Source organism: Pseudomonas sp. Pseusp88 (genome assembly GCF_047303955.1).
In the GTDB taxonomy this organism is placed as follows: Bacteria; Pseudomonadota; Gammaproteobacteria; order Pseudomonadales; family Pseudomonadaceae; genus Aquipseudomonas.
On the sequence record NZ_JBGLYM010000019.1, the window covers coordinates 93,336 to 107,534 of the forward strand.

17 protein-coding genes are annotated in these 14,199 nt (G+C 60.7%); 14 read left to right on the forward strand and 3 right to left on the reverse strand.

Translation table 11 applies throughout. From position 1 onward, the window contains the following. Positions 1 to 43: 43 nt before the first annotated feature. Entirely contained in the window at positions 44 to 1,507 is a 1,464-nt protein-coding gene (gene selO / locus ACCD02_RS21505; RefSeq protein WP_413306239.1) for a protein adenylyltransferase SelO, read from the forward strand. 169 nt (positions 1,508 to 1,676) lie between these two features. On the opposite strand, the gene ACCD02_RS21510 is transcribed toward selO, so the two are convergent. Together ACCD02_RS21510 and ACCD02_RS21515 are read right to left on the reverse strand one after the other, a co-directional pair. Continuing rightward, positions 1,677 to 2,456, reverse strand: coding sequence for a hypothetical protein (locus ACCD02_RS21510; RefSeq protein ID WP_413306242.1), 780 nt, complete (start codon positions 2,454 to 2,456; stop codon positions 1,677 to 1,679). 102 nt (positions 2,457 to 2,558) lie between these two features. Beyond that, on the reverse strand, positions 2,559 to 3,005 hold the full coding sequence (locus tag ACCD02_RS21515; protein WP_413306245.1) for a hypothetical protein: 447 nt from the start codon (positions 3,003 to 3,005) through the stop codon (positions 2,559 to 2,561). Positions 3,006 to 3,445: 440 nt separating this feature from the next. On the opposite strand from ACCD02_RS21515, the gene ACCD02_RS21520 reads away from it, so the two are divergent. The 3 genes from ACCD02_RS21520 (at position 3,446) to ACCD02_RS21530 (ending at position 4,771) form a co-directional block, all read left to right on the forward strand. Further along, a complete protein-coding gene (locus tag ACCD02_RS21520; RefSeq protein ID WP_413306248.1) occupies positions 3,446 to 3,688 on the forward strand; it encodes a hypothetical protein in 243 nt (80 codons plus the stop codon). A 60-nt stretch (positions 3,689 to 3,748) separates the two neighbouring features. Further along, positions 3,749 to 4,186: a thioredoxin TrxC gene (gene trxC / locus ACCD02_RS21525; protein ID WP_413306250.1), complete on the forward strand. Its 438-nt coding sequence runs from the start codon at positions 3,749 to 3,751 to the stop codon at positions 4,184 to 4,186. Between the two features lie 165 nt (positions 4,187 to 4,351). Continuing rightward, entirely contained in the window at positions 4,352 to 4,771 is a 420-nt protein-coding gene (locus tag ACCD02_RS21530; RefSeq protein ID WP_413306253.1) for a PAAR domain-containing protein, read from the forward strand. A 170-nt stretch (positions 4,772 to 4,941) separates the two neighbouring features. Here the strand turns inward: ACCD02_RS21530 and ACCD02_RS21535 are convergent, their stop codons facing one another. Further along, positions 4,942 to 5,718 (reverse strand): ParA family protein, encoded by a 777-nt coding sequence (locus ACCD02_RS21535; protein WP_413306255.1) that lies wholly within the window; start codon positions 5,716 to 5,718, stop codon positions 4,942 to 4,944. Positions 5,719 to 5,995: 277 nt separating this feature from the next. Between ACCD02_RS21535 and ACCD02_RS21540 the strand changes: the two genes are divergently transcribed. From ACCD02_RS21540 to ACCD02_RS21585, 10 genes are all read left to right on the forward strand, one after another. Further along, positions 5,996 to 6,730 (forward strand): beta-ketoacyl synthase chain length factor, encoded by a 735-nt coding sequence (locus ACCD02_RS21540; protein WP_413306258.1) that lies wholly within the window; start codon positions 5,996 to 5,998, stop codon positions 6,728 to 6,730. Next, a complete protein-coding gene (locus ACCD02_RS21545; RefSeq protein WP_413306261.1) occupies positions 6,706 to 7,512 on the forward strand; it encodes a lysophospholipid acyltransferase family protein in 807 nt (268 codons plus the stop codon). Before ACCD02_RS21540 ends, ACCD02_RS21545 begins: the two co-directional genes overlap by 25 nt. Then, positions 7,493 to 7,753, forward strand: coding sequence for a phosphopantetheine-binding protein (locus ACCD02_RS21550; protein ID WP_413306263.1), 261 nt, complete (start codon positions 7,493 to 7,495; stop codon positions 7,751 to 7,753). The genes ACCD02_RS21545 and ACCD02_RS21550 overlap by 20 nt, the downstream gene beginning before the upstream one ends. A gap of 9 nt (positions 7,754 to 7,762) precedes the next feature. After that, positions 7,763 to 8,017, forward strand: a complete 255-nt coding sequence (locus tag ACCD02_RS21555; RefSeq protein ID WP_413306265.1) for an acyl carrier protein — start codon at positions 7,763 to 7,765, stop codon at positions 8,015 to 8,017. Further along, positions 8,014 to 8,559 (forward strand): hypothetical protein, encoded by a 546-nt coding sequence (locus tag ACCD02_RS21560; RefSeq protein WP_413306268.1) that lies wholly within the window; start codon positions 8,014 to 8,016, stop codon positions 8,557 to 8,559. Before ACCD02_RS21555 ends, ACCD02_RS21560 begins: the two co-directional genes overlap by 4 nt. Position 8,560: 1 nt before the next feature. Continuing rightward, the gene (locus ACCD02_RS21565) at positions 8,561 to 10,264 is read left to right on the forward strand and encodes an AMP-binding protein (RefSeq protein ID WP_413306271.1); all 1,704 of its coding nucleotides are present in this window, start codon (positions 8,561 to 8,563) and stop codon (positions 10,262 to 10,264) included. Between the two features lie 176 nt (positions 10,265 to 10,440). Beyond that, positions 10,441 to 11,175 carry a glycosyltransferase family 2 protein gene (locus ACCD02_RS21570; RefSeq protein WP_413306274.1) on the forward strand — a complete coding sequence of 245 codons (735 nt, stop codon included), beginning with the start codon at positions 10,441 to 10,443 and terminating at the stop codon, positions 11,173 to 11,175. A gap of 57 nt (positions 11,176 to 11,232) precedes the next feature. Continuing rightward, positions 11,233 to 12,177 (forward strand): glycosyl transferase, encoded by a 945-nt coding sequence (locus ACCD02_RS21575; protein WP_413306277.1) that lies wholly within the window; start codon positions 11,233 to 11,235, stop codon positions 12,175 to 12,177. Then, entirely contained in the window at positions 12,158 to 13,702 is a 1,545-nt protein-coding gene (locus tag ACCD02_RS21580; protein WP_413306280.1) for an HAL/PAL/TAL family ammonia-lyase, read from the forward strand. Before ACCD02_RS21575 ends, ACCD02_RS21580 begins: the two co-directional genes overlap by 20 nt. Continuing rightward, entirely contained in the window at positions 13,695 to 14,120 is a 426-nt protein-coding gene (locus ACCD02_RS21585) for an acyl-CoA thioesterase (protein ID WP_413306282.1), read from the forward strand. Before ACCD02_RS21580 ends, ACCD02_RS21585 begins: the two co-directional genes overlap by 8 nt. Positions 14,121 to 14,199: the final 79 nt, after the last annotated feature.

Sequence of the window (14,199 nt, forward strand, 5' to 3'; positions counted from 1 at the left end):
TTAACCCCAGCAAAATGCTCGGACATTTTGCTGGAGGTGGCCTTTGAAAGCCCTCGACGAACTGACCTTCGACAATCGCTTCGCCCGCCTGGGTGACGTTTTCTCCACCTCGGTACTGCCCGACCCCCTGGCCGAGCCACGCCTGGTCGTGGCCAGCGATGCGGCCCTGGCGCTGCTTGATCTGCAACCAGCGCAGGCCGAAGAAACCGTATTCGCCGAGATTTTCAGCGGGCACAAGCTTTGGGCCGATGCCGACGCCCGGGCCATGGTCTATTCCGGCCATCAGTTCGGCTCCTACAACCCGCGCCTGGGCGATGGCCGCGGCCTGTTGCTGGGTGAGGTGTATAACGAGGCGGGCGAGCATTGGGACCTGCACCTCAAGGGCGCCGGTCAGACGCCGTTCTCACGCATGGGCGACGGTCGCGCCGTATTGCGCTCGTCCATCCGCGAGTTCCTGGCCAGCGAAGCCCTGCACGCCCTGGGCATTCCCAGCAGCCGTGCGGCCTGTGTCATCGGCTCCAGCACTCCGGTCTGGCGCGAGAAACAGGAACAGGGCGCCATGCTGCTGCGTCTGGCACCCAGCCACGTGCGCTTTGGCAGCCTCGAATATTTCTACTACACCAAGCAGCACGACCATCTGAAAACCCTGGTCGATCACGTGCTCAACCTGCACTACCCGCAATGCCTGGAACAGCCGGAGCCGTATCTGGCGATGTACAAGGAAATCGTCGAGCGCAACGCCGAGCTGATCGCCAAGTGGCAGGCCTATGGCTTCTGCCATGGCGTGATGAACACCGACAATATGTCGATCCTGGGCATTACCTTCGACTTCGGCCCATTTGCCTTTCTCGATGACTTCGACCAGAACTTCATCTGCAACCATTCTGACCACGAAGGCCGCTACTCCTACAGCAACCAGGTGCCCATCGGCCAATGGAACCTAAGTGCTCTGGCCCAGGCCCTGACGCCGTTCATTGAAGTGGATGCCCTGCGCGAAGCCATCGGTCTGTTCCTGCCGCTGTACCAGGCTCACTACCTGGACCTGATGCGCCGCCGCCTTGGCCTGACAACAGCGCAGGATGGCGACGAAATGCTGATCAGCCGCCTGCTCAAACTGATGCAGAACAGCGGTGTGGACTACAGCCTGTTCTTCCGCCGCCTGGGCGAGCAACCCGCCGCCGACGCCGTGCGCCAATTGCGCGATGACTTCGTCGACATGCGCGGCTTCGACGTCTGGGCCGACGACTACCAGAGCCGCTGCGCCCAGGAAGACCAGGGCAGCGACGCCGAACGCCGCACCCGCATGCACGCCGTCAACCCCCTGTACATCCTGCGCAACTACCTGGCCCAACAAGCCATCGAAGCTGCCGAAGGCGGCGACTACGAAGAAGTCCGTCGCCTGCACCGCGTGTTGTGCAATCCGTTCACTGAACAAACCGATATGGAGCGCTATGCCCAGCGGCCGCCGGATTGGGGCAAGCATCTGGAGATCAGTTGTTCGTCGTGAATAGCTGATTGGGCACAGGTTGCGTAGGCAGGGCACGTAAGCAAATCCTGTGGGAGCGAATTCATTCGCGAAGAGACCAATACACCCGACACCTTTGCATGGCCTGTATTACCGCTTTCGCGAATGAATTCGCTCCCACAGAGTTCACCGGTCGCCAGCCAGCCGGCGCCTACGCCTTGATCTCTTTTGCATCGTCGATCCTGACGGCAGGTGATGGATTTTCACCGCCCGCCACATAAATGGGGAGTTTTCTGTTCATGCGCGCGAGCACTTCGATCAGGGTCAGCATGGGTTGATCTTTCTTGCCGGATCTCTGTGCTTCAAGGTCCTCTTCAATAAAACGCAGATTATTGGCCTCGTAGTCAGGGTGATGCATTGCCTGCTCAATCTTTGGCAAAGCCCGGTAATGGGCAACGCAGGCTCTGTAGAAGTTCGGGGCGCCACCAGTCTGGCTTCTCTCGAGCTGAGCATCGGCCAATACTCGTTCACGCCATGGCCGCTCGAGCTGCTTGATGCCGACCTTGGCGGCGTCCCGTTCGTTGAGGGTATAGCCGCCATGCTCGTCATAAACAATCAAGGTCAACTGCTCACGGGACAGCCCTGCAAAAGGATTGATGACACGTGAATCGGCTTGATAATTATTGGCTACAAAGCGGGTTGCCTGGACCGCACGCTCCAGCCGCTCGGGATCATCCGTGTCAGGCACTTCCTGAGCGCGCCTGGCTTTTATTTCCGGCGCACAACCGTTCGACACTTTATATCCAATCTCGCGACCCAGCTCCCCCAGTTGCTGGCGACTTAACGTGCTGTCCCGGATTCGCGCGCGCTCGGCGCTTTCGCTCAATTGGCGGGCAAGGCTGGAAAGCTTTGGGGTGGCAGACAAGGCCTCGGTGCACTTGGAACCTGCACTTTTTTCAACGCCAGCACTGGAAACTTTGGCAAGTGTCATTACGACAGATCCAATTGATCTATCTAGTTGAATACCATTAGTCATTTCGACCTCCCTGGAAAGAAGGCCTGAGCATTCGTTGCGAATGCCCAGGCAATAACATTACTGCATGGTGAATTCGACAGACCAATTGTGAGAGGCATAATCGACAGAGGTAATTCTGACATCACATTGAGCACCGCCTCCGGCTACTGCACTCTTATTCCACTTAGGGGTGCGTACGCCATTGGTAAATGCTTTTGTGTAGGTCGTGGAAAACCGGCAAGTCTTGCTGCCCATCCGATAATCGACGACCGCGTAGCCCATATCCGGGGACACACTGCTGCGCACGCCATAAGCGCTCTGAGTTCCGGATTCCACCTCGCTATCGGGCTTGGGACTCGCATTGGTATAGGTCATCGTGCCATTACTACCCACCGCACTATAATACGCCCTTTCGCCGCCATTATTTTTAAATGTCACATTGACTTGCGGCCCTGCCCAAGCAATCCCGTATGCAAATACAACCCCGACACAAGTAGCCAATTTCAATTTATTACAACGGTTCATGTTGAACACCTTTTTACTTAAAGAATGCAAAAAGGCTATCGCGATAAAACAGATGCAAACAACTCCTCGAACGGATAGTCCGAAAGGAAAAACACCCGTGAGCCCGACTTTAGCCGGAAAACCGCACTCCCGGCTAAAGCAGCCCCCACAGACTACTTACAACATGTAAGACCTAATAACCCGACACTGTAGGAATAATCTGATATTTCTTTAACATATTGTTCTCTCCAACTTCTCCGCCTATCCTCGCCGCCGTCACGGATATCCCGTGATCAGGTTTGACGGCCTGAAAGCAATTGAGTGAAAAACAGGTCTGTTATGGCTGCTATACGTGGGGCGCCCTCAAAGTGCGCCGGTTTTTTCACTCAGTTTCACCGGTCCGTCAACCTGCGTATAGCTGCCACCCCTCACAAGGGTGGCCGCCAACCAAGGACAGGCCCATGAATCAACCTCCAACCACTCTGCATACCCCTTTCGGCAATGTCTTCGCCGTGCAATCCGGCGTTCCCGTGCGCGATGCCCTGGAGCAACTGGCCCAGGTACTCGGCCATACCCAGGCACTGTGCGCTGAAGCGGTGGATGCCGATCTGCGTCAGATGCGTTCGCTGGTCGCCATGATCAACCGCGAACTGGAGATGGGTGGGGGCCTGCTCGAAGCTTCATTGCGTGCATTCAACGGTTGATATCCCGTGGACGCGGCTCCAGATAAGGGGCAATGCCCTTTTCCGACACCGGAGCCGCTCATGTCCGATCCTCTGATTATTCCCTGCCCCCACTGTAACGGCCTCAATCGCATCCCCAATGAGCGCCTGGCCGACCAGCCCAAGTGCGGGCGCTGCAAGCAGCCGGTGCTGCTCAATACCCCGTTCAACCTGACCCAGGGCGACTACGCCAGTCAGATCAAGGGCGACCTGCCGCTATTGGTGGACGTCTGGGCAGAATGGTGTGGGCCGTGCAAGTCCTTTGCACCAACCTTCGAACAGGCTGCCCGGCAACTGTCGGGGCGCTGCCGACTGGCCAAGCTGGACAGCGAAGCCAATCAGCAACTGTCGGCGCAACTGGGCATTCGCTCGATCCCCAGCCTGATCCTGTTCAAGAACGGGCGGGAAGTGGCGCGGCAGAGCGGCGCGTTTCCGTTGCAGCAATTGATGGCCTGGCTGGGTAGCCAAGGTATTCATTGATCGCTCCAACGGTCATAAACCCAGAGTTGTTGGAAAATAGAAGCAAGGCCAGAGAGTTAGCCGATTTTTCTGTAGGACTTGTCCTATTCCACTTTTCGACGCCCACGCCGCCCCGGTTTGCCCCTAGCATCGCGATTTCCGACTCAACCATGGGTATCAATCGTTATGTCTTATGCAGTCAGGGAAGGCGACCCCACCAGCACCGGCGGATTTATCATGAGCGCTTCGTCCAGCCATCTGGTCGATCTGCAACGGGTCGCGCGGATGGGCGATCCGGTGTGGTGCGCGGCATGCCAGAGCGTCGGTTATGTCGCCCAGGGCAACCCCACCTTTGTCGATGAATTCGTCGCCGTATGCACCCACGGCAATGTGGTGAAATGCGCCTGCATGCCGGGCAGCCATACCGTGATCGCCACGCAACAGGCCCTCAGCGCCGATATGGAAGCCACCATCGAAATCCCGCAGGACCTGGCCGAAAAGGCGCAAAAGGAGGCCGAGCGCATCAATCGGGACATTCGTGAAGGGACGTTCAACCCCAAGACGCTGTCGCCGTTTGGGCAACGTCTAAACGTCGAGCGCCAGTAGCGGTGAGCGATTGTGGGAGCGAATTCATTCGCGAAGAGGCCGGTAAACTCGACACATTTGTGTCGCCTCAAACCACGCCTTCGCGAATGAATTCGCTCCCACAACCCCCAGCATTTGCTTCAAAAGAACCACGGCGTGTCAGATCGCTTGACTGGAACCAAGCCCGCTAATCAACGCTGCGCGTTGGTTTCCAGCCAGTGATGCAACTCCACGAACTGCTGGGTCAGCTTGTGCCGCGGGTCCAGATGAATCAGCGGTGTACTGGCCTCATGGGACTCGCGCATCTTCACTGAGGCGTTGAGGTACACCGGCAATACCGGCAAGCCTTCGGCAATCAACTCGTCGAGCATCTGCTGGGGCAGGCTGGCCCGGGGTTGGAACTGGTTGACGATAATGCCTTCCACTTCCAGGCCTTCGTTGTGATCTTCCTTGAGTTCGTCGACTTCCTTGATCAGGCCGTACAGGGCCTGACGGGAAAAGCTGTCGCAGTCGAACGGAATCAGTACTCGATCAGCGGCGATCAGCGCCGAAACGGCGTAGAAATTCAAGGCTGGCGGCGTATCAAGGTAGATGCGTTCGTATTCACCATCCAGCTCATCAAGCAACTTACGCAGCTTGTTGATCTTGTGCTTGGCCTCAAGCTTGGGTTGCAGGTCGGCAAGCTCGGCAGTGGCGGTGACCACATGCAGATTGTCGTAGGGGGTTTCGTAGATATCCACATGGTTTTTCTTGCCGAACCCTGCGGACAGGGTCTGCTTGAAGAAATCGGCAATACCCATGGGAATGTCATCGCCCGTCAGCCCCGTGAGGTACTGGGTGGAGTTGGCCTGGGCATCGAGATCAATCAAGAGCGTGCGATACCCCTCATGAGCGCTGACCGCCGCCAGATTGCAGGCGATGCTGGACTTGCCGACACCTCCCTTCTGATTGAAAACCACGCGACGCATGGATCGACCTCCCTGTTGCATGAATACGATGAAAGAGGCCGAGTCTAAGCAATGCTCATGACAAGGGCGAGCACTTGCCGGCCAAGACAAAGAATAATCCGACCGATGCGGTCGTCTACTTCCTACATTTGCTCCCTTACAAATTGCTACTATTCGCCGCCACCGGGATAATTCCCGCCACCAGGCCAATTTGCCGCACCCAGGATTGATGACTGGTCAGCCGCCCGGCAGCACCGCAGTAGCAACAAGAAGTAGCCCACAGGGGCGGGATGAGAATTTGATCACCTTCAACATCGCACAATGGCGCGCCTGGGCACCCGGTCTGGCGAGCGTCGAACAGTGGCAGCAGTGGTGCCAGCAGCCCACGCATCTGCACAACAGCGATGAGGCCCCGGACGTATCGTTCCTGCCGGCCATGCAGCGCCGACGCCTGGGGCGTCTGGCGCGCATGGCCTTTGCCGTGGGCTGGCCTTTGGCCGAAGGCCATGAGCGCCTGCCGCTGGTATTTGTCTCGCGTCACGGCGAAACCCCGCGCACCTTTGAAATCCTCTGCGACGTGGCCAATAGCGAACCACTTTCACCGACCCAGTTCAGCCTGTCGGTGCATAACGCGGTGATTGGCCTGTGGTCGATCCTGCGTGGCGAAACCAGCGAAATGACCGCATTGGCCGCCGATGGTGATGGCCTGGAACACGGCGTGTTCGAAGCTGCCGCGCTGCTGGCCGAAGGCGCCGCCGCCGTGTTGCTGATCATTACCGAAGAACAACCACCGCAAGCCTATTCACAGTGGATCGACGACGTGCCCTTCCCCTATGCCGTTGGTCTGCTGCTGACTCCCGGCACGGACTGGAGTCTGTCACTCAACAGCATCGATGACAGTCCCTGCGAAGAAGAGCTATCGGGCAGCCAGTGGCCAAACGCCCTGAACCTGCTGCGCACCCTGAACAGCGCTCAAAGCGTGTGCCGACACTCATGGAAAAGACGAGTATGGAACTGGCAACGCAGCCATTGAGCAAACGCCGCGACGCCTACTACTGGCGCCTGCTGGCCACCGCCCTGTGCTTTTTCCTGTTCGGGCTGGGCGGCCTGTGTCTGCGCCTGGTGATATTCCCTCTGCTCAATCTGCTGCCGGGTGATACCGAGCGCCGTCGCCAGCGCGCCCGTCACACCATCAGCCGGCTGTTCTGGCTGTTTATCCGCCTGATGGCCCGCACCGGCGTACTGACCTATGAGGTGCAGGGCGCCGAGCGCCTGGGTCGCCCCGGCCAGATGATCATCGCCAACCACCCGTCGCTGATCGATGTGGTCTTCCTCATCGGCCTGGTGCGGGACGCCAACTGCGTGGTCAAGCGCAAGCTCTGGGAAAATCCGTTCACCTGCGGCCCCGTCTGCTCTACCGGCTACATCAGCAACGACGGCAGTGCCGAGATGCTCGATAACGCCGCCCAGGTGCTGCGCAGCGGCCAGACCCTGATCGTTTTCCCCGAAGGCACCCGCAGCCGCCCGGGCCACGCCCCCGAGTTTCATCGCGGCGCGTCGGCCATTGCGCTGCGCGGCGCGGCGCTGATTACCCCGGTGGTGATCCAGGTCAGCCCCACCACCCTGACCAAAGCCGAGCCCTGGTACCGCATCCCGCTGCGCCGCGTGCACTTCAGTTTGCGTGTCGGTGCCGATATAGATCCACAAGCCTTTGCTGCAATGGGGCCGCCACCGGTGGCCTCACGCAAGCTCAACGATTACTTGCATCACTACTTCATCAAGGAGCTCGCCGCAGATGAGCGATCTACATCGTGACATCAAGCAGTTGATCATCGACGCCCTGGGCCTCGAAGACATCAGCGTGCACGACATTGGCAATGACCAGACTCTGTTCGGTGAAGGCCTGGGCCTGGATTCGGTCGACGCTCTGGAACTGGGCCTGGCCATCCAGAAGCGTTACGGCATCAAGATCGACGCCGACGCCAAGGACACCCGTGACCATTTCGCCAACGTGGACAGCCTTGCGGCGTTCATCAGCGCCCGACAAGCGGCCTGAGGACTGAACATGCAAACCCGTGAAGATATTTTCGAGACCCTGCGTGCCGCACTGGTCGAACTGTTCGAACTTGAACCCGAGCGCATCAGTCTGGAATCCAACCTGTATCAGGACCTGGAAATCGACAGCATTGACGCCGTGGATCTGATCGATCACATCAAGCGCAAGACCGGCAAGAAAATCGCCGCTGAAGAATTCAAATCAGTACGTACCGTGAATGACGTGGTCGAGGCGGTCTATCGACTGGTCAACAGCGCCGCATGAAGCGGCTGACCAGCCTGGGCCTGATAGTGGTCGGTGTACTGTATCCGTTTGCCGTGTACTACGGCATGGGGCACTTCGCGCCCTGGCAGTTTGCGCTGTTGCTCGGTGTGCTATGGCTGGGGCGGGCGCTGACGACCGAGAAGCGTCCCGGCGCAATGATCACCGCTGCGGTCGCCATCGTGTTCTGCCTGTTGCTGGGCGTGTTCGACAGCCCGGCGCTGTTGCGTTGGTACCCGGTGCTGATCTGCGCGTCGATGCTGAGTCTGTTCGGTCTTAGTCTGGTTTACGGGCCGCCGATGGTGGAACGCCTGGCGCGCCTGCGTGAGCCGCAATTGCCGGATGTCGCGATTGCCTACACACGCAAGGTAACGCAAGTCTGGTGCTGGTTTTTCCTCGGCAATGGCCTGATTGCCGCGACGCTTACGCTATGGGCACCCCTGGCGTGGTGGACGCTATGGACCGGGTTGCTTTCCTACGCACTGATGGGCCTGCTGTTTGCAGGTGAATGGATGGTCCGCCGCCGAGTCAGAGGCGGCGCATGAAATGGAACACGTGAACCGCATGGCTGTTGACTGGATACCCTCCGAGCGCCTGCTGCTCGACCCGCAGCCGGCCCGCGCGCTGACACAGGCCCCGGCGCTGAACCACGCGCAGTTTTGCGAACAGGCGCTGAGCATCGCTGCCGGGCTGCAAGCCTGCGGCATCAAGCGCCTGGCCGTGCACCTGGAAGATGCCGGTGAATTGGCCGTCGCCCTGTTCGGCGCCTGGCGAGCCGGGGTCAGCGTGCTGCTGCCCGCCGACCTGCAGGCCCAGACCCGTGAACGCTGGTCGCGGCACGTGGATGGCTGGCTGACCGATCAGCCAGACGACCTTTGCCTTGAGCAGTTACAAGCCGCGCCGCTGCCCGCCGCCCTCCTCGATCCGGATGAATGCCGTCTGAGCCTGTGTACCTCAGGCTCCAGCGGCGAACCCAAGTTGATCGAAAAGCGCCTGCGCCAACTGGTCAATGAGATCGAGGTGCTGGAGCGCCTATGGGGCGAGGATCTGGGCAACGCGTGCATCATTGGCAGCGTCGCCGCCCAGCATATCTACGGCCTGCTGTTCCGCGTGCTCTGGCCCCTGAGCGCCGGACGCCGTTTCGTGCGCAAACAGTTACCGTTCCCCGAGGACTTGCAGCGCGCCAGCCGCGAGTTCGAAAACTTCGCCTGGGTGGCCAGCCCGGCTCTGCTCAAGCGCATGGGCGAAAATCTCGACTGGCCGGGCCTGAGTGCCGTGCGCCGGGTATTTTCCTCCGGCGGCACGCTGCCTGCCGATGCCGCCGCCAGCTTGCAGCAACGCCTGGGGCAATGGCCGACGGAAGTTCTCGGCAGCTCAGAGACCGGCGGCATCGCCTGGCGTCAGGGCGACAGCCTGTGGCTGCCCTTCGAGGGCGTGCAACTGGGTCAGGATGCCGACGGTGCCCTGTTGATCAGCTCGACCTATATGCCTGCAGGCCATATCGAGCACACCGCCGATGCCGCACGCATGAGTCCGGATGGCCGCTTTGAATTGCTCGGCCGGCTGGACCGTATCGTCAAGCTGGAAGAAAAACGCATCTCCCTGCCCCTGCTGGAGCAGGCGCTGGCGGCCCATGACTGGGTCAGCGAAGCGCGGCTGGGGGTGGTCCAGGAGAACCGGGCGTCTCTGGGCGCCTTGGTCGTACTCAGCGAAAAAGGTCTGTATGCCCTGCGCAACGGCGGCCGTCGTGCCCTGACCCAGACCCTGCGCCAACACCTCATCCCGCACTGCGAAACCCTGGCCCTGCCTCGCCGCTGGCGTCTGCTGCACCAGCTTCCGTTCAACGCACAGGGCAAGCTGGCGCAAGCCGAGGTCCAGGCGTTGCTCATGGCCCCGCGCAGCAAGCAACCCGACGTACTCAGCCAGCAGCACATCGATGGCGAGTGGCAGCTTGAGCTGAGCGTGCCACCAGACCTGGCGTATTTCAGCGGGCACTTTCCCTCCGTACCCGTGTTGCCGGGCGTTGTGCAAGTCGACTGGGCCATCGCGCTTGGCCGTCGGTTGCTCGACCTGCCACCTCGATTCGCCGGCATGGAAGTGCTCAAGTTCCAGCAACTGATACGCCCCGGCGACCGGATCAGCCTGACACTGCGTTTCGATACCGAGCGCGGCAAGTTGTACTTCGCCTTCCGCAATGGTGATGCGCCCTGTTCGAGCGGCCGAATTCTGCTGGAGAACGCGGATGATTGAACAACGCGCCATACCCGGCGGGTACAAATTCTGTGGGAGCGAATTCATTCGCGAAGAAGCCATTCCAGTTGGCACATCTTCATCGCATGAAACACTGCTTTCGCGAATGAATTCGCTCCCACTGAATTCGCCCCCACAAAATGCCCCTGCACAAATCCGAGAACAGCGGGGGCTGCATGCATAACCCCTGCGCAATCATCCCCGTCTTCGACCACGAACTGCCGCTGCCCAGGGTCGTGCACGCTGTGCTGGCCGCTGGCCTGCCCTGCATACTGGTGGACGACGCCAGCAGCCCGGCCTGCGCCGCTGTAATGCAACAGCTGGCTGCGGGCGAAAATGTCTACCTGGTCCGCCTGCCGGTCAATCAGGGCAAGGGCGGCGCGGTGATGGCGGGTTTTCACGAAGCCCGACGCCTGGGTTTCAGCCATGCCTTACAGGTGGACGCCGACGGCCAGCATGATCTGGACGATATCACCCTGTTTATCGACCACTCCCGCGCCCAGCCCGATGCGCTGATCTGCGGTTACCCGCAATACGATGCCAGCGTGCCCAAGGGCCGCCTGTATGCGCGCTACCTCACGCACTTCTGGGTCTGGGTCAATACACTGTCGTTGCAGATCAAGGACTCCATGTGCGGCTTTCGCATGTATCCGCTGGCACCGGTCATGCATTTGATCGAGCACGTGCAGATCGGCAAGCGCATGGACTTCGACTCGGAAATCCTCGTGCGCCTTTCCTGGCGCAATCAAACGATGCAGTGGTTGCCGACCCGGGTGCACTACCCAGAGGACGGTCTTTCGCATTTCCGCCTGTTCCATGACAACGCCCTGATCTCGAAAATGCACACCAAACTGTTCTTCGGCATGCTTGGGCGCTTTCCGCTGATTCTGTGGCGGCGGTGGTTGCCATGAGCGGAAACAAGAATCACGCGCCCGTAGGATCCCAATCCAGTTCAGACGGGTATTGCCATGAGTGACGCCCCCGACAAGCAGCACTGGGCCAACCATGAAGAGCGCGGCAGCTTCCTGCTGATGAAGCTCACCGCCTGGGCCGCCAAACACCTGGGGAGGCGGGTGCTGAGCCCGTTATTGCACGGTATCGTGCTGTATTTCTTCCTGTTCGGCCGATCGGCGCGCAAAAGTGCCTGGGAGTATCAGCAGCGCCTCGCCGACTGGAGCCAACGCCCGGAGCTGCGCCCCAGCCACTGGCGGGTGTTCGGCCAGTTCATGGCCTTCGCCGATTCGCTGCTGGACAAACTCGACCTGTGGAACGGCAAGCTGAAGATTTCCCAGATCGAAATCATCGACCCGACCCTCTTGCGCAGTGAGCTACGCAGCGGTCGCGGGCAGATGCTGGTAGGCACGCACCTGGGCAATCTTGAGGTCTGCCGGGCCCTGGCCGAACTGGGGGAAAAGGTCACCATGAACGTGCTGGTCCACACCAAGCATGCCGAGCAGTTCAATCGCCTGCTGGGCGAGGCCGGAGCGACCAACCTGCGGCTGATTCAGGTTAGCGAGCTGGACCCGGCGATCATGCTGCAACTGAGCCAGCGTCTGGACGATGGCGAGTGGCTGGCCATTGCCGGGGATCGCGTGCCGCTGCATGGCGGGCGCAATGTGCGGGTCGAGTTTCTCGGCGGCCAGGCACCATTCCCCCAAGGCCCGTGGTTGCTGGCCGGGCTGCTGAAATGCCCGATCAATCTGATTTTCTGCCTCAAGGCCCCTCAGGGTTATCAAGTGACCCTGGAGCGCTTTGCCGAAGCCATCGAGTGGCGCCGCAGTGACCGCCAGCAGGTGATCGCCCAGTGGACCCAGCGCTACGCCGACCGTCTTAGCCACTACTGCCTGCAAGCGCCGCAGCAGTGGTTCAATTTCTACCCTTTCTGGAAGTCCGATGACGAATCAAGTTCCTGAGCCGGTTACCTTCGGCGAGCGTGCATTGCAGATCGAAGACGTACTGGCCCTGGCCAACCGCCAGGTGCCCACGACCCTGCAGAGCGACAGTGCCTTCCGCGAACGCATTGCCAAGGGCGCGCAGTTCCTCGATTCGCTGCTGGACAAGGAAGGCGTGATCTACGGCGTCACTACCGGCTATGGCGACTCCTGCGTGGTGGCCGTGCCGCTGCAACATGTCGAGGCCCTGCCGCGCCATTTGTATACCTTCCACGGCTGCGGTCTGGGCAAGCTGCTCGACGCCCAGGCGACCCGCGCCGTACTGGCTGCGCGCTTGCAGTCGCTGTGCCATGGCGTGTCCGGAGTGCGGGTCGAACTGTTGGAGCGTCTGCAAGCCTTCCTCGATCAGGACGTGCTGCCGCTGATCCCTGAAGAAGGCTCGGTGGGCGCCAGCGGTGATCTGACCCCGCTGTCCTACGTTGCCGCGACCCTGTCCGGCGAGCGCGAAGTGATGTTCCGAGGCGAGCGCCGCCCGGCCATCGATGTGCACCGCGAACTGGGCTGGCAACCGCTGGTGCTGAGGCCCAAGGAGGCCCTGGCGCTGATGAACGGCACGGCGGTGATGACCGGCCTGGCCTGCCTGGCCTTCGCCCGCGCCGATTACCTGCTGCAACTGGCGACCCGCATCACCGCGCTGAACGTGGTCGCCCTGCAAGGTAACCCCGAGCATTTCGACGAGCGCCTGTTTGCCGCCAAACCTCATCCGGGGCAGATGCAAGTCGCTGCCTGGCTGCGCCAGGACCTGGCCATCGACGCGCCGACCGCGCCGCTGCATCGCCTGCAGGATCGCTACTCCCTGCGTTGCGCGCCCCATGTGCTGGGTGTGCTGGCCGACAGCCTGAACTGGCTGCGCTCGTTTATCGAAATCGAACTGAACAGCGCCAACGACAACCCGATCATCGACGCCGAAGCCGAGCGCGTGCTGCACGGCGGGCATTTTTACGGCGGCCATATCGCCTTTGCCATGGACAGTCTCAAGACGCTGGTGGCCAACGTCGCCGACCTGCTGGACCGGCAACTGGCGCTGCTGGTGGATGAACGCTACAACCATGGCCTGCCGAGCAATCTGTCCGGCGCCCCGGCGGACCGGGCGATGATCAACCACGGCTTCAAGGCGGTGCAGATCGGCACCAGCGCCTGGACCGCCGAAGCCCTGAAAAACACCATGCCTGCCAGCGTGTTCTCGCGCTCCACCGAATGCCATAACCAGGACAAGGTCAGCATGGGCACCATCGCCGCCCGCGACGCCATTCGCGTGCTGGAGCTGACCGAACAGGTCGCCGCCGCCACGCTGATCGCCGCCAATCAGGGTGTCTGGCTGCGCAGCAAGGCCGCCGATGCGCGCCCGCTGCCACCGGCACTGGCGGCGATGCACGAACAACTGGCTGCCGACTTCCCGCCGGTTATCGAAGACCGCGCCCTGGAAGGCGAACTGCGCCTGTGCCTGCAACGGATCGCCGAACGCCATTGGAGGCTGCATGCGTAGCAAAGGGGTTTTCCACGCCGACACCGAGGTGCTGGTGCCGTTTTTCGACGTCGATACCATGAACGTCGTCTGGCACGGCCACTACGTCAAATACCTGGAAGTGGCGCGTTGCGCGCTGCTTGATCGGATCGGCCACAACTACACGCAGATGGTGGAATCCGGCTACGCCTGGCCGGTGATCGACCTGCAACTGCGCTACGTACGCGGCGCGGTGTTCGGCCAGAAGCTGACGGTGCGGGCCAGCCTGGTGGAGTGGGAAAACCGTCTGAAGATCAATTACCTGATCAGCGATGCCGTGACCGGCGAACGCCTGACCCGCGCCTGCACGGTGCAGGTGGCCGTCGATATGCAGACCCGGGAGATGCAACTGGCCTCGCCCAAGGTGTTTACCGATGCAGTCGCCAAGGTGTTGTCATGAGCGTTTTCAGCCTCATCAAACGCAGCGCAGTGTGGGAACGAATCTGTGGGAGCGAATTCATCCGCGAAGAGGCCAGTAC

Bases quoted from the DNA above. Each gene is read 5' to 3' on its own strand.
- ACCD02_RS21510 (WP_413306242.1), bottom strand. From the start codon at position 2,456: ATGACACTTGCCAAAGTTTCCAGTGCTGGCGTTGAAAAAAGTGCAGGT.
- ACCD02_RS21515 (WP_413306245.1), bottom strand. From the start codon at position 3,005: ATGAACCGTTGTAATAAATTGAAATTGGCTACTTGTGTCGGGGTTGTA.
- ACCD02_RS21520 (WP_413306248.1), top strand. From the start codon at position 3,446: ATGAATCAACCTCCAACCACTCTGCATACCCCTTTCGGCAATGTCTTC.
- trxC (WP_413306250.1), top strand. From the start codon at position 3,749: ATGTCCGATCCTCTGATTATTCCCTGCCCCCACTGTAACGGCCTCAAT.
- ACCD02_RS21530 (WP_413306253.1), top strand. From the start codon at position 4,352: ATGTCTTATGCAGTCAGGGAAGGCGACCCCACCAGCACCGGCGGATTT.
- ACCD02_RS21535 (WP_413306255.1), bottom strand. From the start codon at position 5,718: ATGCGTCGCGTGGTTTTCAATCAGAAGGGAGGTGTCGGCAAGTCCAGC.
- ACCD02_RS21545 (WP_413306261.1), top strand. From the start codon at position 6,706: ATGGAACTGGCAACGCAGCCATTGAGCAAACGCCGCGACGCCTACTAC.
- ACCD02_RS21550 (WP_413306263.1), top strand. From the start codon at position 7,493: ATGAGCGATCTACATCGTGACATCAAGCAGTTGATCATCGACGCCCTG.
- ACCD02_RS21555 (WP_413306265.1), top strand. From the start codon at position 7,763: ATGCAAACCCGTGAAGATATTTTCGAGACCCTGCGTGCCGCACTGGTC.
- ACCD02_RS21560 (WP_413306268.1), top strand. From the start codon at position 8,014: ATGAAGCGGCTGACCAGCCTGGGCCTGATAGTGGTCGGTGTACTGTAT.
- ACCD02_RS21565 (WP_413306271.1), top strand. From the start codon at position 8,561: ATGGAACACGTGAACCGCATGGCTGTTGACTGGATACCCTCCGAGCGC.
- ACCD02_RS21570 (WP_413306274.1), top strand. From the start codon at position 10,441: ATGCATAACCCCTGCGCAATCATCCCCGTCTTCGACCACGAACTGCCG.
- ACCD02_RS21575 (WP_413306277.1), top strand. From the start codon at position 11,233: ATGAGTGACGCCCCCGACAAGCAGCACTGGGCCAACCATGAAGAGCGC.
- ACCD02_RS21580 (WP_413306280.1), top strand. From the start codon at position 12,158: ATGACGAATCAAGTTCCTGAGCCGGTTACCTTCGGCGAGCGTGCATTG.
- ACCD02_RS21585 (WP_413306282.1), top strand. From the start codon at position 13,695: ATGCGTAGCAAAGGGGTTTTCCACGCCGACACCGAGGTGCTGGTGCCG.